Raw genomic sequence first — 23770 nt, 5'->3', positions numbered from 1 at the left:
ATGCCGAAGATCAACGCCCCCACCGTCGCCGAGCATCGTGCCCAGCAACGCGAGGCGCTGATCGAGGCGGCGATCGACATCCTGGTCAACGAGGGCGCCACCGCCGTCACCCCCGCGGCGGTCGGCGCCCGCGCGGGCCTCGCCCGCTCCAGCGTGTACCAGTACTTCGACTCCTCCGCGGCCCTTCTGAGCACGATCACGGAGGAAGCCTTCCGGCGCTCCAATGAGGCGCTCGCCCGCGCCCTGGCCACCGCGGACAGCCCGCTGGAACGCGTCGAGGCGTTCTTCGGGGAAAGCCTCCGCCTCGGCGCCGAGGGGGCCCACCGGCCCGCCGCCGCCCTGATGGACGCCGGCCTTCCCCCCGCCTGCCTGCGACGGCTGAGGGAGCTCCATCTGGAGCAGGTCGAACCGTTCCGCGCCGCCGTCCGGCAGCTCGGCGTTCCCGAGCCCGCGCTCACGGCCGACCTGATCGCCGGAATGCTGCACACGGCCCTCTCCGCCGTCGAACAGGGCGCGCCCCTCGACACGGTCACCGAACGCGCTCTCGCGCTCGTACGCCGCTGCCTCACCCCGGCCGGCTCCACGGGGCGCGAAACGGGCCACGGCAGCGAAGCGGGATAGGGAACCGAAGCGGGGCAGGGCACCAGGCCTTACGACCCCGCGCGGACGGTGAACGCCGCCGTGCGCACCTTGCCCTCGTGCTGGAAGTCGAGGAAGAGGCGGTACGTGCCGGTGCTCGGCGCGGTCGCGGTGAAGGAGACGTCCGGGCCGGGGCCGCCCTCGTTCGGGTGGACGTGCAGGTAGGCGAGGTCGCCGTCGCGGAGCGCGACGAGGTGTCCGTACGCGCCGAGGTACGGCTCCAGGTCGGTGACGGGCTTGCCCGCCTTGCCGACGGTGAGTTTCAGCTCGCCCGCCTCGCCCGGGTCGAGCGTGCCGCCGAGGCGGACCTGGTAGCCGTCGACGCCGGCGGTGGTCGACACGGCCGGCATCGGCTTCGGGGTGTACGCGCCCGGCACCGAGAGGTCCGCGCCGAGGGTGATGTTCTTGGCGCCCGCGACGGCGGGCTTGAAGTCGGCGAACGCCTTGTACGCGCCGGCCGCCGGCAGGTCCGCGGCCGCCGTCCAGCTGCCGTCGGCGGCCTTCTCCGGGTGCAGGTGCTTGTACACGGTCAGGTCGCGGGAGGCGACGATGAAGTGCAGCTCCTTGTCGTGCTCCTTGGTGAAGGCGGTGACCTTCTTGCCGTCCGGGCCCTTGATCGAGAACTTCAGGGTGCTCTTGCCGGACTTCGCGGTCGGGGTGTCGAGCGCGAGGGTGTAGCCGTCCTCCGAGACCGTGAGGCCGCCGGCGGGATCGGCCGTGGCCTCCTCGTGCCCGGCGTGACCCGCGGAGGCGCCCGCGGGCTTCCCCGCCGTCTCGTGCCCCTCATGCCCGGCACCCGCGTTCGCGCCCGTGTCCGGCTTCTCCTCGCCCCCGGCCTTCGGCGCGTGGTTGCCGCCGTGCTCCGGCTTCGCGGGCTCGCCGATCGGGCCGACGCCCACGCCGACCCCGTACGCCGTCCCGAAGGTCGCGGCGAGCGCGGCGGCATAGGCAGTGATCTTCACTCCGGTGTTCATGGCTGCTCTCCCGTACTTGGACGCGTACGTGGACATATGGACGTACGTACCTGGGTGATGGCGCGGGCGCGCCGACCCTTCAGCGGCACTCCCGTTCCCTTCCTTGCACCTCACCATACCCCTGGGGGGTATCAAGTCAAGCCGGGTCCACACTTGCGTCCGATACCACCGGGGGGTATACATGGACTCGTAAGCCATACCCCCCGAGGGTATCTGACACGGAGGACGACATGGGTTCCTGCTGCACCCCCGACAACAGCTGCTCGACCAACGCCGAGGCCACCACGGCCACCGCGGTCGCCGACAGCACCAGCACCGTCTACGCGGTCACCGGCATGACCTGCGGTCACTGCCGCACCGCGATCACCAACTCCGTCAGCGCCCTTGACGGCGTCATCTCCGTGGACGTCGACGTGACCGCCGGCAAGGTGACCGTCGTCACCGGCGGCGAGCCCGACGACGCCGCGATCTCCGCGGCGGTCGACGACGCGGGTTACGAGCTGACCGGCCGCGCCTGACGGCCGGCCCGCACCATCCGGCCGCCGGGGCTCGCCCACACCACGCCCGGGCCCCGGCCCCCGCCCCCCGTCCGCACCCCGCTGCGGGCCGCTGAGGCACCGAGCCTCACAGAAAGAGGAGCAGTTTCATGACCACGACCACTCCGGGCACCGCCCAGGTCGAGCTCGCCATCGGCGGCATGACCTGCGCCTCGTGCGCGGCCCGTATCGAGAAGAAGCTCAACCGCATGGACGGGGTCGAGGCCACCGTCAACTACGCGACCGAGAAGGCGAAGGTCACCTTCTCCGCCGACATCCCGGTCGACGACCTGATCGCGACGGTCGAGGCCACCGGCTACACCGCCAAGGAGCCGCAGCCCGAGCGCCCGGCCGGCGCCGGCGGGGACGGCGGCGAGGGCCTGTCCGAGGAGGAAGAGGCGGACGCGGAGCTGCGCCCGCTGCGGCAGCGGCTGACCACCGCCGTCTGGCTGACCGTGCCGGTCATCGCCATGGCGATGGTGCCGCTCTTCCAGATCGACTACTGGCAGTGGCTGAGCCTCACGCTCGCCGCGCCGGTCGTCACGTACGCCGCCTGGCCGTTCCACAAGGCCGCGTGGACGAACCTCAAGCACGGCGCCGCCACGATGGACACGCTGATCTCGGTCGGCACCATCGCCGCGTTCCTGTGGTCGCTGTGGGCGCTGTTCCTCGGTACGGCCGGCACGCCCGGCATGACGCACCCCTTCGAGTTCACGATCGCCCGCACCGACGGCGCCGGGAACATCTACCTGGAGGCCGCGGCCGGCGTCACCACCTTCATCCTGGCCGGCCGCTACTTCGAGGCCCGCTCGAAGCGCAAGGCCGGTGCCGCGCTCAAGGCTCTGATGCAGCTGGGCGCCAAGGAGGTCACGGTCCTGCGGGACGGCCGCGAGGTCACCGTACCGACCGCCGAACTCCAGGTCGGCGACCGCTTCCTGGTCCGCCCGGGCGAGAAGATCGCGACCGACGGCACCGTCGTCGAGGGCTCCTCGGCCGTCGACGCCTCGATGCTCACCGGTGAGTCCGTGCCCGTCGAGGTCGGGGTCGGCGACTCCGTCACCGGCGCCACCCTGAACGCCGGCGGCCGCCTGGTCGTCGAGGCCACCCGCGTCGGCGCCGACACCCAGCTCGCCCGCATGGCCAAGCTCGTCGAGGACGCCCAGAACGGCAAGGCCGCCGCCCAGCGCCTGGCCGACAAGATCTCCGCCGTCTTCGTCCCCGTCGTCATCGCCCTCGCGCTCGGCACGCTCGGCTTCTGGCTCGGCTCCGGCGCCGGACTGACCGCCGCCTTCACCGCCGCCGTCGCCGTCCTGATCATCGCCTGCCCCTGCGCCCTGGGTCTGGCCACCCCGACCGCCCTCATGGTCGGCACCGGCCGCGGCGCCCAGCTCGGCATCCTCATCAAGGGCCCGGAGGTCCTGGAGACCACCCGCAAGGTCGACACCATCGTCCTGGACAAGACCGGCACCGTCACCACCGGCCGCATGACCCTGATCAAGGTGCACACCGCCGACGGTACGGACGAGACCGACGTCCTGCGCCTGGCCGGCGCCCTGGAGCACTCCTCCGAGCACCCGATCGCCCAGGCCGTCGCCACCGGCGCCGCCAACAAGGTCGGCACCCTGCCCACCCCCGAGGACTTCGCCAACATTCCCGGACTCGGTGTCCAGGGCATCGTCGAGGGCCACGCCGTCCTCGTCGGCCGCGAGAAGCTGCTCGAAGAGTGGGCGATGGAGCTGCCCGCCGGTCTCAAGGAGGCCAAGGCCACGGCCGAGAAGGCCGGCAAGACGGCCATCGCGGTCGCCTGGGACGGCAAGGCCCGCGCGGTCCTGGAGGTCGCCGACGCCATCAAGGAGACCAGCACCGAGGCCATCCGCCGGCTGCGCGCGCTCGGCCTGACCCCGATCCTGCTCACCGGTGACAACCAGGCGGTCGCCGAGTCCGTCGCCGCCGAGGTCGGCATCGACCAGGTCTTCGCCGAGGTCATGCCGCAGGACAAGGTCGACGTGGTCAAGCGCCTGCAGGCCGAGGGCCGTTCGGTCGCCATGGTCGGCGACGGTGTCAACGACGCCGCCGCGCTCGCCCAGGCCGACCTCGGTCTCGCGATGGGCACCGGTACGGACGCCGCCATCGAGGCCGGCGACCTGACCCTCGTACGAGGCGACCTGCGGGCCGCGGCGGACGCGATCCGGCTGTCCCGCAAGACGCTCGGCACCATCCGCTCGAACCTGTTCTGGGCCTTCGCCTACAACGTGGCCGCCCTGCCGCTCGCCGCGGCCGGACTGCTCAACCCGATGATCGCCGGTGCCGCGATGGCCTTCTCCTCGGTCTTCGTGGTCGGCAACAGCCTCCGCCTCCGCGGCTTCCAGGCCGCAGACAACAGCGCCAAGTAACCACCGCCACCGCCTGCTGTAACTGTTCCGACAAGGAGGCCGCCGTGGCCGGTTACGTACAGCACAAGGAAGACATCATCCGGCGTCTGCGCCGCATCGAGGGCCAGGTCCGGGGGGTGCAGCGGATGGTCGACGAGGACACCTACTGCATCGACGTCCTGACCCAGGTCTCGGCCATCAACGCGGCACTCCAGTCCTGTGCGGTGGCCCTCCTGGACGAGCATCTCAGCTGCTGCGTCACAGAGGCCATCGAGACCGGCGGAGACCAGGCCAAGGTCAAGGTCGGCGAAGCGTCCAAGGCGATCGCCCGCCTGATCAGAACCTGAACGACTCGACAACCGAACAACCGAACAACCGAACAGCCGGTAACCCCACCATAGTTGGAGACACCGGAACGCGAACGGGGCCGGGCCCTGACGGAACAGTCACCGTCAGGGCCCGGCCCCGATCCGGATCCGCCGCCGGATCCACCGCCGGATCCACCATCCGATCCGCCACCGGGCCGTCGAAGCGGCCGGGCGGCGGAACCCCGGACGGCTCCGGAGCCTCTCAAGCTCCGGAGCCGAAGATCCGACCGAACCGGACGAACAAACGAACAGAGTCTCAACGACCCTTGTGCGAGGGGCAGTCCGCCGCCAGCCTGACACTCAGCCGGAGACACAGGCCGAGCACCTGACGGAGGAGCACCAGCTCCACCGAACCGGGCAGACCGGGGACGCAGACCTTCGCACAAGGGCGTTGTTCCATGAGGGCCGTCATTCCCGGATCGTACCCCCAGGGGGTATACCTGGTCGGGTTCGGCGGCCCGTACGATGAGCCGCCCGTGAGCGGGAGCGGGGAGGGGATGCACGTGCGCCGGCTGGGAGACCTGGAGGCGGAGATCATGGACCGACTGTGGAGCTGGCAGCGGCCCGCCACAGTGCGGGAGGTCGTCGACGACATCAATCGGGGGCGCCGGGTGGCGTACACGACCGTGATGACCGTCGCCGACATCCTCCACCGCAAGGGCTGGCTGCGCCGCGAGAAGACCGGCCGGGCCTGGCTGTACGAACCGGTGCGCAGCCGCGAGGAGTACACCGCCGGGCTGATGCAGGACGCGCTCGGCGACAGCCTGGACCGGCCCGCGGCGCTGCTGCGGTTCGTGGAGACCATCTCCGACGAGGACATGGCCGCCCTCGACGCGGCCCTGCGCACCGCGCGGCGCGGCCCCGGCGGCGAGGAGCGATGAACCACCACGTCCTGCCCCCGCTCGCGCTCGCCCTGAGCACCGGATTCCTGGTGCCCTGGCTGCTCGTACGGGCCCGCTGGGCCCAGCAGGCGCCCCGCCTCGCGCTCACCGTGTGGGCCGCGAGCGGACTGCTGTTCGCCGGATCGGCGGCACTGCTCCCGGTGCAGCTGATCCTGCCGAGCGCGACCGGACACCGGCTGAGCGACGCGCTGTTCGCGCTTCGGTTCCCGCCACCCGGCACCGTCACGCAGCTCACCCCGCTGGAGGTGGTGGCGGCCTCGGTCGGGCTCGTCGCCCTGTGCGTGCCGGCGGCCGGCTTCGCCCGTACCCTCCTCAAGGCCCGCCGGAGCCGGCGCCGGCACGCGCGGACGCTCCATCTGGTCGGGCGGTACGACGTGAGGCTGCGCGCCACCGTCCTCGACCACGCGCGCCCGGCCGTCTACTGCCTGCCGGGCCGGGTGCGCCGGGTCGTCGTCTCCTCCGGCGCCCTCGACACGCTCACCGCACCGCAGTTGGACGCGGCGCTCGCGCACGAGCGGGCCCACATCACGGGGCGTCACCACGTACTCGTGGCCGCCGTCGAGTCGTTCGCGGCCATCTTCCCGCACCTGCCGCTCGCCCGGCACGGCCGGAACGCCGTGCCGTTGCTACTCGAAATGACCGCGGACGACCGGGCGTTGCGGCGTTGCTCGCGCGACGCCCTGGCGACCGCCCTCTACGCACTCGCCTCCGGGCGGGCGCCGACCGAGGCGTTCGGCGCGGGCGGACCCTCGGCGGCTTTGCGAATGCGCCGGATCCTCACCCCGCACAGCAACGGACATCCGGTCCTCTGGGGCCTGCTCACGATCTCGGCGGCGGCGCTCGCGGCGGCGCCACTGATCATCGCGTGCTGCGCCTTCCCGAATTAATACTAAGGGAATTCGTAGATTTCATAACGGTCACATCCGCCTGAATTCCCGGCTATTGTGGGTACGTTGACGTTCGGCTCGGCACGTCGAAGGGTACAAACCAATGCAGCTGGCTGACGTGCGGGCGGCAGAGGCCTCCGAAGCGACGAAGATATCCAGACTCCTCGCGGAGTCAATTCGGGACAGCTATACGGAAATACTCGGAGAAACCCCCACCCGGCGCCTGGTCTCCACACAATGCTCACTTCCCCGTATCAGGGCCGAAATTGAAATTCCCGGCGGCGCCCCCGGCTGGCTCGGCTGGCTGGTCGCCGCCGCCCCGGACGGCACCCTGCTCGGCGTGGCCGCCGGCGGCGTCCCCGTCCCCGGCGAGGGCGAGCTGTACGCCCTCGCGGTAACCCCGGAAGCCCGCTGCACCGGCGTCGGCGAAGCACTTCTCGCGGCGGCCACCGACCGCATGCGCGCCTTCGGCGCGACCGAACAGCGCGTCACCCTGGCCACTGAAAACGACCCGTCCCTCCCCTTCTACGTCCGCGCCGGCTTCGCCCCCTTGACCGGCACCCGCCTCGCCCGCGCGCTGTAGCGCCTCTCCGGCCACCCCGCACCCGCCCCCTCCCCCTGCCGATCGGGGGAGCGCCGTGGCGGGCCGCGCGCGCTCGGCCGCGTACGCACTCCCGCCCCGGAGGCCACCGCCCGGCCCGTCCGGCGCGCCCTGCTGATCACCGTCCCGGTCACCGCCGCCGCGCTCGCCGGCGTCCTCGCCTTCGGCGCGCTGACCCCCGGCACCGGACCGGACGGGGAGCCGGCTCCGGTGGAAGCGGCCGTCGTCCCGATCGAGGCGGGCAGCACCGTCCAGCTCGTCTCCACCGTCCAGCAGATCGCCACCGCCGCGACGAAGCAGCAGACCCCGGAGCCGAAGCCCGGCCAGTACATCTACGTCAAGAGCGAGGTCTCCTTCCAGTCCACCTCGAACAACGCCGACACCGGCGAGCGGAAGACCTGGGTGCAGCCGCTGCACCCGCGGCCGGTGAACGGCAAGGACATCCCCGGCAAGGCCCCGTCCCACCTGTCGTACGACTGGCTCAAGGCCCAGCCCACCAACCCCGGCGCGCTGCTGAAGTCGATCTACGCGACCACCGGGAACACGCGCGACCGCGACCAGCGGGCCTTCCAGGAGATCAAGTCGATCATCAACGAGCAGCTCGTCCCGGCCCGGACCGCCGCCGCGCTCTACCGCGCCGCCGCGAAGATCCCCGGCGTGGTCGTCGTCGAGAACTCCCAGGACGCCACGGGCCGCACCGGCCTGGCCCTCGCCCGCGTGGACGAGCGGTACGGCGAGCGCACCGAGCTGGTCTTCGACCGGACCACCTTCGCCTACCTCGGCAGCCGCGGCGTCCAGATCAAGGAGTACAACGGCGTCAAGCCCGGCACCGTCACCGAGCGCACCGCCATCCTGGAACGCGCCGTCGTCGACGCCCGGAAGACCCGCCCCACCACCCACGGCACCGCCTGACCCCACGCCTCTCCCCGCCCCTCGCGCACGATGGGCGGGGAGAGGCGCGCCCCACACCACCGCGCCCCACACCCGCGCACCCGCGCACCGCACAGCGCGACCCGCATCGCCCCGCGCCCCCCGCCGCCCCCCACGCGCCCCCGCGAGGCCCTGGCAGACACACGCCATCGCGTGTTCACGCCCCCGGATCCGCTGGAATCGCCCTTTACTCCCGGTCAGGATGGAGCACAGCGGCGCGGACCCGGCGGCACGGGTTCTCCCCGCTCGGACGGCATGGACCGGCGAGCCCCTGGAGGAGCGATGCACACATCGAGCGGCACGTCTCTGCCCGCCGTGCCCGCAGCGCTCGCGCCGGTCCTGCCGTCCCGATACGAACGTCCCCATTCCCCGGCGCACCCGCTGCGCCCGCCGCACCGCCCGGAACTCTCGGGCCACCTCGACCTGCCCGCCCCCGGCGCCGGCATCCGTCTCCGGTCCGACACCCTTCCGGGTCTGGAGACGGTCTCGCCCGGCGACGAGGACTCGGTCTGGCTGCACGACGCGCTCCTCGGCCCGCACAGCGCCGACATCGTCCGGTACCTCGGTCTCGCCCGGTCCACCGGCGGCCCCGTTCTCGATCTCGGCTCCGGCGCCGGACGGCTCGCCGTCCCCTTCGCCCGGCACGGCTACGCCGTGGAGGCCGTGGACCGGGACGGCCCTGCCCTGGAACGCCTCGAGAACTGGGCCCGGCGCATCGGCCCGCAGGTCGCCGAGCTGATCGTGACGCACCGGACCGACCTCACCGAGCTGCGGCTCGACGGCGACTACCGGCTCGCGCTGCTCGCGGGCGCGATGGTCTCCGCCGTTCCGCCCCACGCGCGGCCCCGGCTGCTGCGTGAGATCGCCTCGCACCTGGGGGCGGGCGGAGCGCTCGCGCTCGACTACACCTCGCATCTGCTGCCGGGGCTGATCGCCGAGCCGCAGCGGACCTGGGCGTTCCAGGTGCCGCGCTTCGACGGCATCGACGAATGGGTGGTGGCCCGGCAGGACTTCGACCTGCGGACGATGAGCGAGCGGATCACCTATTACGCGACGCGCACCGGGAAGCTGTCGACGGAACGCATCGTGCTGAGTACCGACAAATGGATCGTGGACGGCGAGCATCTGGCGGCGGAACTACATGCGGCCGGTCTCCATATCGAGGGCCGCAGGCGGCATCGGATCGACGAACGCACCGAGAGCGTCCTGCTCGTATGCCGGACGGACGACTGAAACACCCACTGACGGCCAGGACGGCCAAGAGGTACGATGCCCACAAAAGTTTGGGCCGACCAGGTGGCGGGCGGAGAAGATGGCAGTCGTGGAAGACCTGACGGGCCGCGAGGCGGTGATCCAGCGCCTGCGCGACGTCGGCCTGCGGGTCACCGGCCCGCGCCTGGAGGTTCTCGCGGTGCTCGCCGCCGGCGGCCATCTCGACGTCGAGGCGATCACCGCGACCGCCCGCGAACACCTGGGCACGCTGACCAGCCAGGCCGTCTACGAGATGCTCCGGCATTTCCAGGAGACCGGTCTCGTCAGCAAGTTCGACCGGCCGGGCCTCCCCGCCGTGTTCGAGATCTCCGGTCCGCCGCACCAGCACGCCCTCTGCCTGCACTGCGGCCGGGTGGAGAACGTGTCGGCGACCGCCCCCGCCCCACCCCGCGGCAGCCTGCCGAACTGGCGTGTCAGTGACGCCGAGGTGGTTTTCAAGGGCCTGTGCCCGGATTGCGACGACGAGACCCCCGCACGCTGAGACCATGTGAACACCGTGCGTCGCGTTCGAATATGTGGCAGGGTCTAGCGGGGCGTTTCAACGGGATCGACACGATCCGAGGGGAGTCTGCTGCGCCGTGTCCAAAACCTCCGCGGGTGCCCGCATGGGTGACGACCAGGCCCTCGCTCTCTACCAGGAACTACGGGGCACGCCGGGCGAGTCCTTCGACCGGGTCGCCGCCCGGCTGGAGCTGACGGAAGCCGAACGGGACAGCGCGCACGCCGAGTTGGTGGCGCTCGGCCTGATCGAGCCGGCCCCGGCCGCCGCGACCGCCACGGCCAGCGGGACGTCCACCACCGCCACCACCGCCGTCTGTCCGGACTCCGGTCGCGCGCCGGACTCCGCCTTCACGACATCCGGCACCACCGTGGTCGCCCCCGATGTCGCGCTGCTGCGGCTGCTCCAGCACGAACGCGACCGCCTGGAGAACCGGCTCGCCGAGACCAGCCGCGCCCAGACCACCCTGGAGACCCTGGCCGGCCCGTTCCTGCGCGCGGGTCTGGAGCCGGCCACCGACGTCGAGGTGGAGATCGTCGACGACGCGGACCGGATCCGCCGCGAACTGGCCGACGTGACGGCCTCCGTGCGCGGTTCCGTGCAGTCGATGCTGACCGGCTCGGTGCGCCGCGACGAGATGGCGGCGGCGCTGGAGCACGACCGCGAGCAGATCGCCCGCGGGGTCGCCGTCCAGGCCATGTACAGCCATCGGGTCGGTCAAGTCCCGGAGATGATCCAGTACTTGGCGGAGCGGGCGGCGCTCGGCGTGGAGATCCGGCTGTCGCCGGTGGTGCCGATGAACATGGTCCTCGCCGACGAGTGCTTCGCGCTGCTCCCGACCGACCCGCGCGACCCGGACTCGGCCGCGATCCTGGCCCGCGGGCCGGGCCTGGTCCGCTCGTACCGCGCGCTGTACGCGTACTGCTGGCAGGCGGCCACCCCGTATGGCCAGGAGGAGCCGCCCCAGAACGGCGGCGACGGGCTGACCGAGCAGCAGCGCGCCGCGCTGCGGATGCTGGCCTCCGGGGTCAAGGACGAGCAGGTCGCGCGCAATCTCGGGGTCTCGCTGCGCACGGTGAGCCGGCTGATCTCCGAGGTCATGCAGGAGCTCGGCGCCGCCAGCCGCTTCGAGGCGGGGGTGAAGGCCGCCCGGCTCGGCCTGCTCGACGGCGAGTCGCCCGACCAGCCGCCGGCCTGACCGCTCGCCCGCTCCCTTCCCAAGGCCCTTGGGCCGGCCCACGGTTCACATACCTCGGCGTACTCTGCGATCTCGACCACCAGGAACGGACCGATGACGAGGCGGGGGACATCGCCATGAGTACGACAGGTGAGGCCGGGGGGGCCGGCCGGGCGGACCACCGCCTGGTGCCCCTCTACCAGGAACTGCGCAGACGCGGGGTGTCGGACTTCGCGGAGGTGGTGGCCTCGTTCGGGTTCGCGCCCGAGGAGTACGAGGGCTGCCGCACCGAGCTGATCGCCCTCGGTCTGATCGTCCCCACCTCGGGCACCCACGCGGCCCAGGACGAACTCCAGGACGCCGCGTGGGTGCCGGACGGCAACACGGTCGCGTCGGTCGATCCGGAGATCGCGCTGCTGCGGGCCATCGACCGGGAGCGGGCCCGGCTGCGGGAGCATCTGGCCGAGGCGGACCGGACGTACAGCACACTGGAGACGCTGACGGCGACCCTGCTGCGGCCGGGCTCGCTGTCCGGCTCCGACGTCACCGTCGAGGCGATCACCGACTACCGCCGGATCCAGCAGGCCCTGGAGGACATCCTCGACGCCACGCAGGAGACCTCCTGCTCGATGTATCCGACCGGGCCGGCCCGGCAGAATCCCGAGCGGATCCTCCGGCGTGACCGCGGCAAGCTCGATCAGGGGATACGGATCCGCAGCCTCTACCGCAGCCAGGACGCCGGTGTTCCGGAGGCGGCGGAGGTCCTGCACATGCGCGCGGAGCTGGGTGTGGAGGTCCGCGTCGCGCCGGAGCTGCCGATCACGATGGTCATCGTCGACGACCAGTACGCGCTGCTGCCGCTGCGGCCGGACGCCCCGGGTGAGGGGGCGATCCTGGCCGGCGGTCCGCTGCTGGTCCGGGGCTTCCTGAGCCTGTACGAGCACTGCTGGCACACGGCGACGCCGTTCGGGGACGACATCGCGCCCGACCGGGGCGGCGACGGGCTCTCGGAGCAGCAGCGGAACGCGCTGCGGATGCTCGCCGACGGCATGAAGGACGAGAAGATCGCCCGCCACCTCGGCGTCTCGCTGCGCACGGTCAGCCGGCTGATCTCCGAGGTCATGCAGGAACTCGGCGCCACCAGCCGCTTCGAGGCGGGGGTGCGCGCGTTGCGGCTGGGCTGGCTCGACTGAACATCCGTCATGCGAACGGCATTTCAGAGTTCCGGATCACGGAATACAAAAGGACACGTGAATTCCCCGGGACCGTGGCAGGCCGGTCACGGGGAATTCACGCGTCGGAAGTCGGCGTCCGGGAAGGTCGGTCGACCGGGGAGACCGGGCGCGCGAGCGCGGTCGGGTCAGTTGACCGGGGAGACCGGCTTCATGATCGGAGCCGGCCAGTCGGTGGTCGTACCGGCCTGCTGCTGCGTCGCGGCGGTCGGGCCGTCGGTGGCGCTGACCAGGGCCGCACCGCCCGCGACGGCCAGACAGGCCACGAGCGCGAGGGCGAACTGGCGGACGGTCCGGCGGGTGGCCTGGGTCTGCTCAGCGGACATGATTCCTCCAGGAGTGGGGTGGGGACACACCTTCTTCCGGGGGCCCGTGCCGCCGGGCGCTCCCTGAAGACATCTCTATTCTGTCGGGGCTTCCCAAGCCGATCCAGGCATTCTCGGTGCGTGGACCCGCCATGGCGTGAGTGCGTCAATATGCCATCGGAATAGGGGAGTTGATAATTACGGGAAAGCGATCAAGGATGGGGCCGCGCCGCCGGGCCGGCGTCCCCCGGCCGCCTCGCGCGGGCTGCTCCTCGGCCAGGTTGACGCCGTAGCCTGTCGGTCCGGATCCGTCCGGGCGCGTTCCGGGCGGAAGGTCGATCGAGGACGAGGGGGTATCGCGCCATGAGCACGGCGGGCGGCGGCACACGAGACCGGGACGACGGCCGGCTGGTGGCCCTCTACCAGGAGTTGCGGGCGCGCGGGGTCTCGGGATTCGCCGAGGTCTGCGCGAAGTTGGAGATCGACCCGGCGGAGTACGAGAGGTGCCGGACGGAGCTGATATCCCTCGGGCTCATCGTGCCGACGGGCACCGCGCACGCCCCGATCACCGAACTGCGCGACGCGCGGTGGCAGCCGGACGGGGACACGGTGGCCGCCGTCGACCCGGAGATCGCCCTGCTCCGGCTGCTCGACCGGGAGCGGGAGCGGCTGCGCGCGCATCTGGCGGAGGCGGACCGGGCGTACGCGGCGCTCGAAACCCTGGCGGGCAGCTTCCTCAAGGGCGATGCGCTGCCCCGTTCCGAGGTCGCGTTCGAGGTGATCACCGACTACCGCCGGATCCAGCAGACACTGGAGGACTTCGCCGACATCACCCGGGAGCGTGCCTGCTCGATGTACCCGACCGGCCCCAGCCGGCAGGTGCCGGAACGGCTCCTGGAGCGGGACCGGCGCAGACGGGAGCACGGGGTCCAGATCCGGGTGATGTACCAGGCCGACAGCCTGGCGCAGCCGCGCACCGCCGACATCCTCAAGGGCCGGGCCGAGCTGGGGGTGGAGGTGCGGATCGCCCCGGCCATCCCGATGAACATGGTCATCGCCGACGATCAGTTCGCGCTCGTGCCGCTGCGTCCCGACAGTCCGCGCGAGGGCGCGATCCTGGCCCGCGGCCGGCATCTGGTGCGCTCGTTCCTCAACCTGTACGAGCACTGCTGGCACGCGGCGACCCCGTTCGGGGACGTGGTGGCGCCGGAGCGGGGCGGGGACGGGCTCTCGGAGCAGCAGCAGGCGGCGTTGCGCATGCTCGCCGACGGCATGAAGGACGAGAAGATCGCCCGCAGCCTCGGGGTGTCGCTGCGCACGGTGAGCCGTATGCTCTCCGAGCTCATGCAGGAGATGGGCGCGACGAGCCGCTTCGAGGCGGGGGTGCGGGCGGTCCGCATGGGCTGGGTGGACTGAACACGCCGCCGATCCGGGCGACATGCCGACCGAACGGTCGAATTGAATATGTCCGGACGGGTGTTACCGGATTCCGCGCGGACGAAAGAGCCCCGTGATCGCGGCAGTCGCGATCACGGGGCTCTTTCCTCGATTCTTCCGGCCCCTCCCCCGCGGTCGCGCGGAGAAAGCGGAACGGAGATCGGAAAGATCAGTTGGTGGGCGCGGGCGACTTGGTCGGGACCGGCCACTCGTCGCCGGCCACGGAGGGCTGGTGGCCCGCGGGGGCCGAGTCCTGGGCCGCGACCACCGCGGCGCCACCGGCGACGGCCAGGCAGGCGACCATGGCGAGGGCGAACTGGCGGACGGTCTTACGCGCACCCGTGACGGACTGGGCAGACATGATTCCTCCAGGATTTGGAATGTGGAATTCCTTGGCCTTCCGGGCCCCGTGCCGCCGGGGTGCTCCCTGAAGACATCTCTATTCTGTCCGCCCCCCTGAAGCGAATCCAGGGTTTCCCGCTGCGTGGACCCGCCATGGCGTGTGTGCGTCAATGCGCCACGGACCCAAGGGAATTGGGAACCATCCAGGCCCCCTCTAACCTTTGGTTGGACCAAAAGAGATGCTAGACTCGAACTACGGCCTTCTCGTTCCTCCAGGAGAGAGAGGCCGCCGGGGCAGGGGCGTGCCGCCGCCCTTGCCCCAACCCTTGCCCTGCCCCCCGCAGGGCCCGGTCTTCCCGCTCCGCCAGCGCGTTCTCGTAGACGTCGATCGTCCGCGCGGCGGAAGCCCGCCAGCTCATCCCCGACGCGTGCCGGACGGCCGCCGTCCCCATCGTCACCACCGCCTTCGGGTTCCGGGCCAGCCACAGCAGCCGGCGCGCGTAGTCCACCGGGTCGTGACCACGCACGAGCATCCCCGTCACCCCGTCCCACACCGCCGTCGGCAGCCCGCCCACCTCGGCCGCGAGCACCGGCGTCCCGCACGCCTGCGCCTCCAGCGCCACCAGGCCGAACGACTCCGAACGCGAGGGCACCACGAGCACATCCGCCGCCCGGTACCAGTCCGCGAGCCGGGCCTGCGGCACCGGCGGATACGGCCGCAGGACGTCGGTGACGTCCAGCTCCTCCGCGAGCTGCCACGCCGCGTCGGCCCGGCTCGCCCCCGAGTGGCCGCCCACCACCGGCACGATCAGCCGGCGGCGCAGGCCGGGCGCCATCCGCAGCAGCTCGGCGACCGCCCGCACCAGCACGTCGGGCCCCTTCAGCGGCTGGATGCGCCCCGCGTACAGCGGAATGAACGCGTCCTGCGGAAGGCCGAGCCGGGCCCGCGCCGCCGCCCGCCCGTCGGCCGGCGAGAAGGTGCCGAGCGCCACGCCCGGCCGCACCACCCGGGTGCGCGCCGTCTCCGCCCCGTACAGCGCGCCCAGCGCCTCCGCCTCGTCGGTGGTGTTGGCGATCAGCCGGTCCGCGTCGGCGGTCACCAGGCGCTCACCGCGTATCCGCGCCTCCGGCTCGGGGCGGTCGCCCGCCGCGAGGTGGGCGTTCTTCACCAGGGCGAGGGTGTGCGCGGTGTGCACCAGCGGGACGTCCCAGCCGAAGGCGGCGATCCGCCCCGCCTGCCCGGACAGCCAGTAGTGCGAGTGGACCAGGTCGTATCGGCGCCGCTCCTTGAGCAGGGCCAGCGAGAACTGCACCACGAGGTCGGGCATGGCCTCCTTGGGCAGCGCCTGGCGCGGACCCGCCGCGAGATGCCGGACCCGTACGCCGGGCTCCAGGTCGACCCGGTCCGGCAGGTCCTCGCCGCGGTGGCGGGTGAAGAGGTCGACCTCGACGCCGTGGGCGGCGAGGGCCCGGGAGAGTTCGACCATGTAGACGTTCATCCCGCCGGCGTCGCCGGTTCCGGGCTGGTGCAGCGGGGACGTGTGGACGCTCAGCATGGCGACGCGCAGCGGGTGCGGGCGGTGCGGGGAGCGCAGGGACACGGGGACTCCTGTGGGGAGGGCCGCGGGTCGCCGCGCGGAGCTGCGCGGACACGCGGCGGGGCTGGGGACCGGCGGCGGCGTGCGTACGGCGGAACAGGAGGTACGGGTGGTGCGCGGGCGGTACGGGCCTCCGGCACGGCTCCGGGCCGGAGGCTGTGAGCGGGCCCCGGGAGCACGGCCCCCGGGGCCCACTGTCGAACGGTCTGACGGTCGCAACATGGTCGTGCGGTGGATCGGGTCGGGCAGTGGAGCATCGCGCCGCAAAGTACGCGACTTCTTAGGGGCTTAGAAGTAGGCCGCCGCGTAAAGGGTCCGCTAGAACCCGAAAACCGGCCCCGACGGCGGCGCGAGCCGCGTTCCCGGCGCCGGCGCGGCCAGCGCCGTCATGTCCACCGGCCGCCCCGGCTCCACCTGGAGTGCCGCGGCCAGCCGGTCCGCGCCCTCCGGCATCACCGGCCGCGCCCAGGCCGCGAGGGCCGAGGCGACCGCCAACTGAGCGGCCAAAGCCGGGAGATGACGGCAGGCGGTGGTGGGCCGGCAGCGCTCGTGCGCGTTGACGTGCCCGAAGTCGGCCGCCGAGCGGACCATCTCGTCGAGCACCGCGACCGCGCGCCGCGGGTCGAACGCGTCCGGCCCGTACGCCTCGCGCAGATCGTCGAGCCCCCGGCGCAGCCGCCGCTCCAGCACGCTCCAGCCGGCGCCGCCGGGCAGCGCCTGCGGCACGAGCCCGTCACACTCCTCGCGGACGGCCGTGAAAAGCCGGGTGAGCCAGCTGTTCCAGCTCTCGTCGAGCTCCGTACGGGCCGAGGCGAGCCGGGCGCGCTGGAAGACGGTGCGCCGGCCGGTCGGCCGGGCCTGCAGGACGTGCCGGCGCAGGGTGTCGGAGCCGTACTCGGTGAGCAGGTCGAGCGCCCACACGTTGCCCTCGCCGACGCCTTCCTCCACCACGTACGACTCGTTGACGTTGAACTCCTGCGGCAGCTTGATGTCCTGCGCGAGCAGTAACACCGGCAGCAGCACGGCGTGGCAGAAGGCGTGCCCGAAGCCGCAGAAGTGGATCGCGCGGCGCGGCAGCGGGCCGGTGGTGTCGTAGTCGAAGAGGTGCATCGCCGCGGCCTCGAAGCACGCGTCGATCCGGTGGTCCGGGAAGCCCTCGACGGGCACCGGCAGGCCCCAGTGCGCCGGGTGGCCCACCGCGATGTCCGGCAGTCCGTCCTCCACCAGCGACTCGCACAACGCGGCGAGGCGGGGCGGGAGTTCGACCATGTCCCAGTAGCTGGACAGCTGGTCGCGGAACGGCTCCAGGGGTACGTAGAGCCGGCGGCAGCGCTTGGCGACGGCGGGGGTGTCGCACAGCGCGCAGCGCGGGGCGATCAGGTCGCCGCCGTCGTTGGGGCGGGCGCACTCGTGGCACATCCCGCCGTCGCTGACCGCGCCGCAGTGCGGACAGGTGCCGGTGACGTGGGCCCCGTACAGCCAGCGGTCGCACGGCTCGCAGAACGGCAGCAGGCGGGTGCGCGGGGCGATCACGCCCTGCGCGTACAGCCGGCTGAAGAGGTCCCGCACCCAGCGTCCGTAGCCGCGGTCCTTGCGCGGTCTGACGATGTGGTCGAACTCGACCCCGGAGCGCAGCCAGTCCGCGGTGATCGCCGCCCGGTAGCCCTCGGCGACCTCCTCGGGCTTGCGGTGGTGGCGCAGCGCGCGGACCTCGACCGAACTGGCGTGGTCGGCGGTGCCGGTGGTGAAGCGCACGGCCTCGCCCTCGGCGCGCAGGAATCGGGTCAGGACGTCGGCCGCGACGTACGGACCGGCCAGGTGGCCGATGTGCAGTTCGCCGTGGGTGGCCGGAGGGGTCGCGGTGATCCATACGGGAGTGTTCATGGGACCTCCTTGACGCTGGGGCGTGCGGTGGTGCTTCAGCGAGGTTCGAAGTGGAAGGAGCGGATGAAGCAGTCGCGGGGCTGCTCGACGGCGTAGACGATGCACTCGAAGAGCGCTTGAGTGGTCAGCTTCTCGTCGGCGGCCAGACCGTCCGTCCGCGCACCCTCCCATTCCGCGAATCGCGGATCGGAGGTGGAGAAATCGGGCGGGTAGAGCGAGAACACGCGGACGCCGCTCGGCCGCAGCCGGCGGGACAGGATGTCGGCGAAGCCCGCCTGGGCCGACTTCGCCGTCCAGAAGGCCTCGTGGGCGACGGACGCGGTGGCGGCGGACGCCCCTTCGGCGTCGCGCACCGCGACCATGTTGACGATGTCCGGCCGCAGCGAGCGGCGCAGCAGCGGCAGGAAGTGCTTGACCATGAGGACGGTGCCGCCGGCCGTCGACTCGATGGTCTCGACGATCGACTCGTCGCTGGCGGACTCCAGGTCCATGCCGTCGAGCCAGCGGGCGCCGTTGTTGACCAACAGGTCGACCCGGTCGGTGTGTTCGCCCACTCGGGCCGCGAATTCCCGGATCTCGGCCGGCCGGCTCAGATCACAGCCGAACGCGTGAATGCGGTCGCGGGCCGAACCCATGACTTCCGCACGGGTGCGTTCCGCCGCTTCGACGGTGCGCGCCGAGACATATACCTCGGCTCCGAGATGAGCGAATCCGACGGCGAGCGCACGGCCGAAATAGCGGGACGCCCCGGTGACGACGACACGCAGATTATCGAATTTCATGGGTGTCTGATCTCCCCCCACGGATCCCTGGATCCACGGATTCGGATACCGGATACCGGTCGTTGCCGTGGTCGCGTGGCGTCGCCGGTCGCATGTCAGCCTGACAGAGGACGGGGGTGGATCGCCCGGTCGGAGGGCTGCGCGTTCACGCCGTTGCGTGGATACGCCAGGGCAGGTCGAGGCGGGTGACCAGGCGTGCGCGTTTGTCGTGGACGCGCACGCGGTCGGGCGCGGCCGACACCCTGACCGGCCCTCCCGGCGTCCTCACGGCCCCCACGGGCCCCGGTACCACCGTCCCGTCCAGCGCGCCGGCGGCGGCGAGCGCGGCGGCCCCGGTGAGCGCGAGACGCGGATGCCAGCCGCCGACGGTGAGCGCGCGGACCGCCAGGCCGGAGGGGGTACGGGCGAACGCGGCGATCTTCGGCAGCGGCGAGTGCGGCGGATATCCGAGCATCCGGGCGGCGTGGGACCGGAGTCGGAGCATGCGGCCCATCGGGTCGGCGGCGGGGAGATGGCGGGCGTCGACGAACACGTACGGATTGCCATAGCGAACGACCGACACCGGCACGCCGTCGATCACGTCCACCGGGCGGCCGGTCGGGAGGGTGCCGGGCGCGGTGGGCGGGCGGAGGAATTCGAGGGTGTACGCGGTGCCGCGGGCGTCCTGCGGCGAGGCGTCCTGCGGGACATGGCTTTGCGGGAAGGCGTCTTGCGGCAGGCAGCGAATCGTTTCTCCGGTCGTCACGGCCCGTACGGTCACCGGCCCCGGGCGCCCGCCGTCCGCCACCACGCACGCGAGCAGTGAGTGCCCGCACCCGGTACGGAAGTCGAAGCGCCCGTCGGGCATCGCCTGCACGAACCGGTAGTCCAGATCAACACCGGGGCGCGCCGAACGCCCGTACACCGCGATCTTGTTGAGATCGCGGTACGGCGTGTCCGCGAGCGCCCGGCGCAGCTCGGTCAGCTCACCGGTCAGGGCCAGGGCGCCGGGCGGGAGGTGGTCGAGGGGCAGGACGAGAGTGGGGCCGGGGGCGTCGTCGGCGCGCACGACGTACGCGAGGACGCGGCCACGGGCGCGCACCGCCGCGACACCGGCGCCGGCCGGTCCGGTCTGTTCCATGAACCCGCCGATCACGTGCTGTCGTTGCCGGGAGAAGGGCCCGCGGGGTGGACACCATCGGGACACATCGAGCATGGCACGACATCACGCCGACAGGGCTCCCGTGTCCGGGTGTTGATGACCGAGATCACCATCCGGGCCGCCGGGAGCCCTGCCGTGTGCTGGTCGATCAGAAGCGGCAGGGGTGGGTGGACCCGCCGTTGCGCAGGTTGTTGTCCCAGATCCAGCCGTAACCGCGGATGTACGACCAGGTGTTGCCGAAGCTGTTCGTGACGTAGCAGTTCACCGACACCGATCCCCCGGAGGGGATGGTGCCGACCGAGCCGCACTCCCCGTACGGGCCCATGCGGACCGGGGCGTTGCCGCTGGCGTAGTCCGTCTGGCTGTACGGGTTCAGGTTGCTCGCCGGCGCGCCCTGGGTCCACGGGCAGGCGGCAGCGGCGGAGGGGGCGGCGTGCGCGGCCGGCGCGCCGAGCAGGCCGACAGCGGCGAGCGAGAGCGCCGCGACGGCCGTCCGTACCGGAGTGAGCGTCATTCGGGTCATGGGCTTCATGGCCAGTCCCTTTCGTTCGTCGAAGGTGGGTGGCGACGCCAGGAAGCCTGCGGCGGGGCGGACGGCGGGGACAAGGCGTCCCGGCTGTCCCGGACACCCGGACCGCGTACGGGCAGGTCAGCGCCCTGCGCGGCCAGTGTCCGGGACAGCGGCGGGTGTCGGCGCCGAGCCGCCGGTCCGGCCCCGCCGGCGGCTCGTTAGGGTCGGCCCCCACGAGGCGGGCCGTCATGTGGGCTGCGGGCGGCGAACCGGGCGCTTCACGGGCATCCGGCGATCGGTTGCCGTCGATTTCCGGCAGGCGTTTTCACGACGGTTCAAATCCCGCTCACGGGCCACCGGTTCACGCCACGCTCCGTAGACTCCTCGTCACGCTGCATCACAGTGGCGTCGCACTGCTGGGAGTTGATCCATGGCCAAAGGCAGGAACCAAGTGGAGTGGGAGTTCTTCGGGGAACTCCTGAGAGAGCGCCGCGAGGCGGCGGAGCTCTCGCGGAACGAGCTGGGCACGCTCGTCTTCGTGTCGGGTACGTACATCGGTCTCTTCGAGCAGGGCGTGCGCAAGCCGCAGCTCGATCTGGCCAAGGGGTTCGACGTGGTGCTCAAGACCGAGGGCATCTTCGAGCGGACCTGGCGCAAGCTCATCGACAAGTCGCCGTACGCGGTCTACTTCCAGGCCGCGGCGGACCTGGAGGACCAGGCGACGGCGATCTGCGAGTTCGAACCGATGGTGGTCCCGGGACTGCTACAGACCGCCGCGTACGCGCGGACCCTCACCCGCGCCAGCAATCCGTTCGCCACGGACGAGTTCGTCGAAGAGAAGGTCACCTCTCGGCTGGCCCGCCAGTCGATACTGCGGGACGCGAACCGGCCCACGTACTGGGTGATCATGCACGAGAGCACCCTGCGCATCCCCGTGGGCGGACCGGCGGTCATGGCCGAGCAGCTGAAGCACATCCTCGCGCAGGTACGGGAACACCGGGTTCTCGTCCAGGTGGTGCCGTTCGCGGCTGGCGCGCACCCCGAGATGGGTGCGTCGATCAAACTCATGGAGTTTGAGGACATGCCGCCAACTGCCTATACGGAAGCGCTGTTCTCGGGGAATCTGCTCGACGATCCGGCATTGGTGAAGCAAGTACAGGCGGCCTACGATCTGCTCAGGGCTGCCGCGCTGTCGCCGGAGGCGTCCCTGGCCCTGCTGGAGTCGGCGGCGGAGGAGTACCGGCAATGCGCGTCTACGACCTGAGCAACGCGAACTGGTTCAAGAGCTCCTACAGCGACGGGGACGGTGGCGACTGCGTCGAGGTGTCGTACGACTTCACCGGTGCCGCCTGGCGGAAGAGTTCCTACAGTGATGGCCACGGCGGGAACTGCGTCGAAGTCCTCGACGGCGTCCCCGGTGTCGTCCCCGTCCGTGACAGCAAGGTCCCGTCCGGGCCCGCGCTCGTCGTGCCGGCCGCCGCCTGGGCGGCCTTCGTCGCCGGTGTGAGGGGCTGACTCCCGGGTCCCAGTGGGCCCGCGCCCGGCCTCAGGCCGCGCAGCCCACCGGGATCCGCATGCCCTGCACGACCTCCGACCAGAGCTCGTGGACGGCCAGCGCCCACAGGGTGAGCGCCGCGTGCTGGTTCGGGCGCTCCAAGTGCCGTTCCAGGAGCCGCTGTACACGGTCCGCGCGCACCTTCCCGCCGAGCACGAGCCGGGCCGGGGACAGCAGTTCGCGCACCGTGTCGAGCAGCGGTCCGCCGGGCGCGATCATCGCGGCGAGGGGCAGGGTGAACGGCTGCTTCGGCCGGCTGAGCACCGCCCCGGGCAGCAGCTCCGCCCCCGCCTCGTACAGCGCCCGTTTCCCGTGCCGCGCCTCCGCCGGCAGCTCGCGCGCGTGCGTCACGACGGACGGCTGGCAGAACGGCATCCGGGCCTCCACCGCCCACGCCATCGACAAATGGTCGACTCGCCGCAGGTGGTACGCGGGCAGCCGCCACCGGGTCTCGAACGCGCTCATCGCCGTCGCCCGGTCCGTCCCCGCAGCCTCCGCCGAGCGCAGTTCCTGCTCGATCCGGTCGGCCGCCGAGCCGCGCTCGGCGATGTAGGCGGCATACCCGGGCGTGTACAGGTGCTCGCGCAGCACCCGGGGGGCCGCCGAGAGCGCGTCCGCGTAGGCGCTCGCCCAGTCCACGCCGGCCGGCGCGGCGAGGGCGGCGCGCATCCGGTCGTATCCGCCGAAGAGTTCGTCCGCCCCGTCGCCGGACAGCGCGACCGTGAAGCCGCTCTGCCGGACGGCCCGGAAGAGGGCGTACGTGGAGAGCGCGATCGGGTCGGCGTTCGGCTGGCCGAGGTGCCGTACGGTCCGGGTGAGGAGCGAGGGGATCTCGGACGGGTCGACGATCACCTCGTGGTGGACCGTGCGGGCCCGGCGCGCGACCGAACGGGCGTACACCGCCTCGGAGTCGGGCCACTTCCCGCGGTACGTGAGGTGGAAGGAGTGCAGTGGCGGCGCGTCGGTCTCGCGGGCGTGTTCGGCGGCGAGCGCCGTCACCAGACCGGAGTCCAGGCCGCCGCTCGTGACGACGCACACCGGTACGTCGGCGGTGGCGAGGCGGCGGACCTCGTGCCGCAGGACGTCCTGGGTGTCGCCGACCGGTCGCACGTCCGCGTGCGGGGCCCGGCGTCGTACGACGGGCGCGCGGCCGGGCCGTACCACCGCCGTCGCGCCGGGCGGCAGGACGGTGATGCCGTCGAGCGCGGTCTGGGTCGCGTACGAGGTACGGGTCGACAGGACGCCGTCGAGGGCGTCCTCGCGCGGGGCGATCCGTACGCCCTCGAAGGCGAGCAGCGCGGGGATCTCGGACGCGAAGCGGGTGGAGCCGTCCAGCGGGTCGTGGTGTACGTGGACCGGCTTCATGCCCATGTCGTCGACGGCGAGCACGAGTCGGGTGCTGCCAGGCCGCAGGTCGAGGACCGCGGCGGCGAACATGCCGTCCAGGTGCTCGGCGAACGCCGGGCCGTACTCCGCGTACAGCGCGGGCAGCAGCGTGCCGTCGCAGCGGTCCGGGAAGCGGTGGCCGCGGGCGGCGAGCCGGCGGCGCAGCTCGGCGTGGTTGTAGATCTCGCCGTTCAGGACGGCCAGGATGCCGGGGAGGTGCGGCAGCCGGTACGGCTGGCGGCCGCCGCACGGGTCGGTGACCGCGAGCCGGTCGCAGCCGAGCGACCAGCCGGGGCCGCTGAGGACGTGGTGCTCGTCGGGGCCGCCGTGTCGCTGGCGGGCCGAGACCGCCGCGAGTTCGGCCGGGTCGGGGCGGTCCGCCCCCGCGGCGAAGGAGCCGAGGATCCTGCACATGCCGGTCGCCTCCGGATCTCTGTTCC

At 72.1% G+C, this 23770-nt stretch carries 23 protein-coding genes and 1 pseudogene; 15 read left to right on the top strand and 9 right to left on the bottom strand.

The window, feature by feature from the left end:
• Entirely contained in the window at positions 1-621 is a 621-nt protein-coding gene (locus ABZ693_RS07045) for a TetR/AcrR family transcriptional regulator (RefSeq protein WP_359874226.1), read from the top strand.
• Between the two features lie 29 nt (positions 622-650).
• Here the strand turns inward: ABZ693_RS07045 and ABZ693_RS07040 are convergent, their stop codons facing one another.
• The gene (locus ABZ693_RS07040; protein ID WP_359874224.1) at positions 651-1613 is read right to left on the bottom strand and encodes a DUF8832 domain-containing protein; all 963 of its coding nucleotides are present in this window, start codon (positions 1611-1613) and stop codon (positions 651-653) included.
• Positions 1614-1843: 230 nt separating this feature from the next.
• Here ABZ693_RS07040 and ABZ693_RS07035 point away from each other — a divergent pair, with 230 nt between their 5' ends.
• From ABZ693_RS07035 to ABZ693_RS06985, 11 genes and pseudogenes are all read left to right on the top strand, one after another.
• Positions 1844-2131 carry a heavy-metal-associated domain-containing protein gene (locus tag ABZ693_RS07035; RefSeq protein ID WP_359874222.1) on the top strand — a complete coding sequence of 96 codons (288 nt, stop codon included), beginning with the start codon at positions 1844-1846 and terminating at the stop codon, positions 2129-2131.
• A gap of 128 nt (positions 2132-2259) precedes the next feature.
• Positions 2260-4542, top strand: coding sequence for a heavy metal translocating P-type ATPase (locus ABZ693_RS07030; RefSeq protein WP_359874220.1), 2283 nt, complete (start codon positions 2260-2262; stop codon positions 4540-4542).
• A gap of 44 nt (positions 4543-4586) precedes the next feature.
• Positions 4587-4868, top strand: a complete 282-nt coding sequence (locus ABZ693_RS07025; protein WP_359874218.1) for a metal-sensitive transcriptional regulator — start codon at positions 4587-4589, stop codon at positions 4866-4868.
• A 524-nt stretch (positions 4869-5392) separates the two neighbouring features.
• Entirely contained in the window at positions 5393-5770 is a 378-nt protein-coding gene (locus ABZ693_RS07020; protein WP_359874361.1) for a BlaI/MecI/CopY family transcriptional regulator, read from the top strand.
• Positions 5767-6678 (top strand): M56 family metallopeptidase, encoded by a 912-nt coding sequence (locus ABZ693_RS07015; RefSeq protein ID WP_359874216.1) that lies wholly within the window; start codon positions 5767-5769, stop codon positions 6676-6678. Before ABZ693_RS07020 ends, ABZ693_RS07015 begins: the two co-directional genes overlap by 4 nt.
• Before the next feature lie 103 nt (positions 6679-6781).
• Complete coding sequence (locus ABZ693_RS07010; protein WP_359874214.1) at positions 6782-7261, top strand: GNAT family N-acetyltransferase; 480 nt, start codon at positions 6782-6784, stop codon at positions 7259-7261.
• Between the two features lie 78 nt (positions 7262-7339).
• A pseudogene (locus ABZ693_RS07005) lies at positions 7340-8191 on the top strand (CU044_5270 family protein); the annotation flags it as partial.
• 300 nt (positions 8192-8491) lie between these two features.
• A complete protein-coding gene (locus ABZ693_RS07000; RefSeq protein WP_359874212.1) occupies positions 8492-9442 on the top strand; it encodes an SAM-dependent methyltransferase in 951 nt (316 codons plus the stop codon).
• 79 nt (positions 9443-9521) lie between these two features.
• The gene (locus ABZ693_RS06995; protein ID WP_359874210.1) at positions 9522-9962 is read left to right on the top strand and encodes a Fur family transcriptional regulator; all 441 of its coding nucleotides are present in this window, start codon (positions 9522-9524) and stop codon (positions 9960-9962) included.
• Between the two features lie 124 nt (positions 9963-10086).
• Positions 10087-11178, top strand: a complete 1092-nt coding sequence (locus ABZ693_RS06990; protein WP_359874208.1) for a helix-turn-helix transcriptional regulator — start codon at positions 10087-10089, stop codon at positions 11176-11178.
• A gap of 116 nt (positions 11179-11294) precedes the next feature.
• Positions 11295-12350, top strand: a complete 1056-nt coding sequence (locus ABZ693_RS06985; protein ID WP_359874206.1) for a helix-turn-helix transcriptional regulator — start codon at positions 11295-11297, stop codon at positions 12348-12350.
• Between the two features lie 167 nt (positions 12351-12517).
• On the opposite strand, the gene ABZ693_RS06980 is transcribed toward ABZ693_RS06985, so the two are convergent.
• A complete protein-coding gene (locus tag ABZ693_RS06980) occupies positions 12518-12715 on the bottom strand; it encodes a hypothetical protein (RefSeq protein WP_359874204.1) in 198 nt (65 codons plus the stop codon).
• 342 nt (positions 12716-13057) lie between these two features.
• Between ABZ693_RS06980 and ABZ693_RS06975 the strand changes: the two genes are divergently transcribed.
• Positions 13058-14110, top strand: coding sequence for a helix-turn-helix transcriptional regulator (locus ABZ693_RS06975; RefSeq protein WP_359874202.1), 1053 nt, complete (start codon positions 13058-13060; stop codon positions 14108-14110).
• Between the two features lie 190 nt (positions 14111-14300).
• Here the strand turns inward: ABZ693_RS06975 and ABZ693_RS06970 are convergent, their stop codons facing one another.
• The 6 genes from ABZ693_RS06970 to ABZ693_RS06945 form a co-directional block, all read right to left on the bottom strand.
• Positions 14301-14492, bottom strand: a complete 192-nt coding sequence (locus ABZ693_RS06970) for a hypothetical protein (protein WP_359874200.1) — start codon at positions 14490-14492, stop codon at positions 14301-14303.
• A 223-nt stretch (positions 14493-14715) separates the two neighbouring features.
• On the bottom strand, positions 14716-16029 hold the full coding sequence (gene mshA, locus ABZ693_RS06965; RefSeq protein ID WP_359874359.1) for a D-inositol-3-phosphate glycosyltransferase: 1314 nt from the start codon (positions 16027-16029) through the stop codon (positions 14716-14718).
• A 360-nt stretch (positions 16030-16389) separates the two neighbouring features.
• The gene (locus ABZ693_RS06960) at positions 16390-17955 is read right to left on the bottom strand and encodes a class I tRNA ligase family protein (RefSeq protein ID WP_359874198.1); all 1566 of its coding nucleotides are present in this window, start codon (positions 17953-17955) and stop codon (positions 16390-16392) included.
• A 35-nt stretch (positions 17956-17990) separates the two neighbouring features.
• Entirely contained in the window at positions 17991-18737 is a 747-nt protein-coding gene (locus ABZ693_RS06955; protein WP_359874196.1) for an SDR family oxidoreductase, read from the bottom strand.
• A 145-nt stretch (positions 18738-18882) separates the two neighbouring features.
• Complete coding sequence (locus ABZ693_RS06950; RefSeq protein WP_359874194.1) at positions 18883-19857, bottom strand: 2-methylaconitate cis-trans isomerase PrpF family protein; 975 nt, start codon at positions 19855-19857, stop codon at positions 18883-18885.
• A 169-nt stretch (positions 19858-20026) separates the two neighbouring features.
• Complete coding sequence (locus tag ABZ693_RS06945; RefSeq protein WP_359874192.1) at positions 20027-20410, bottom strand: hypothetical protein; 384 nt, start codon at positions 20408-20410, stop codon at positions 20027-20029.
• A gap of 409 nt (positions 20411-20819) precedes the next feature.
• Here ABZ693_RS06945 and ABZ693_RS06940 point away from each other — a divergent pair, with 409 nt between their 5' ends.
• Together ABZ693_RS06940 and ABZ693_RS06935 are read left to right on the top strand one after the other, a co-directional pair.
• Positions 20820-21653 (top strand): helix-turn-helix domain-containing protein, encoded by an 834-nt coding sequence (locus ABZ693_RS06940; protein WP_359874190.1) that lies wholly within the window; start codon positions 20820-20822, stop codon positions 21651-21653.
• Complete coding sequence (locus ABZ693_RS06935) at positions 21635-21904, top strand: DUF397 domain-containing protein (protein WP_359874188.1); 270 nt, start codon at positions 21635-21637, stop codon at positions 21902-21904. Before ABZ693_RS06940 ends, ABZ693_RS06935 begins: the two co-directional genes overlap by 19 nt.
• Before the next feature lie 31 nt (positions 21905-21935).
• Here the strand turns inward: ABZ693_RS06935 and asnB are convergent, their stop codons facing one another.
• Entirely contained in the window at positions 21936-23744 is a 1809-nt protein-coding gene (asnB, locus tag ABZ693_RS06930; protein ID WP_359874187.1) for an asparagine synthase (glutamine-hydrolyzing), read from the bottom strand.
• Positions 23745-23770: the final 26 nt, after the last annotated feature.

The sequence above is a fragment of the Streptomyces laurentii genome (genome assembly GCF_040635425.1).
GTDB classification, from domain to species: Bacteria; Actinomycetota; Actinomycetes; order Streptomycetales; family Streptomycetaceae; genus Streptomyces; species Streptomyces laurentii.
This window is presented reverse-complemented; position numbering and strand designations above follow the sequence as displayed.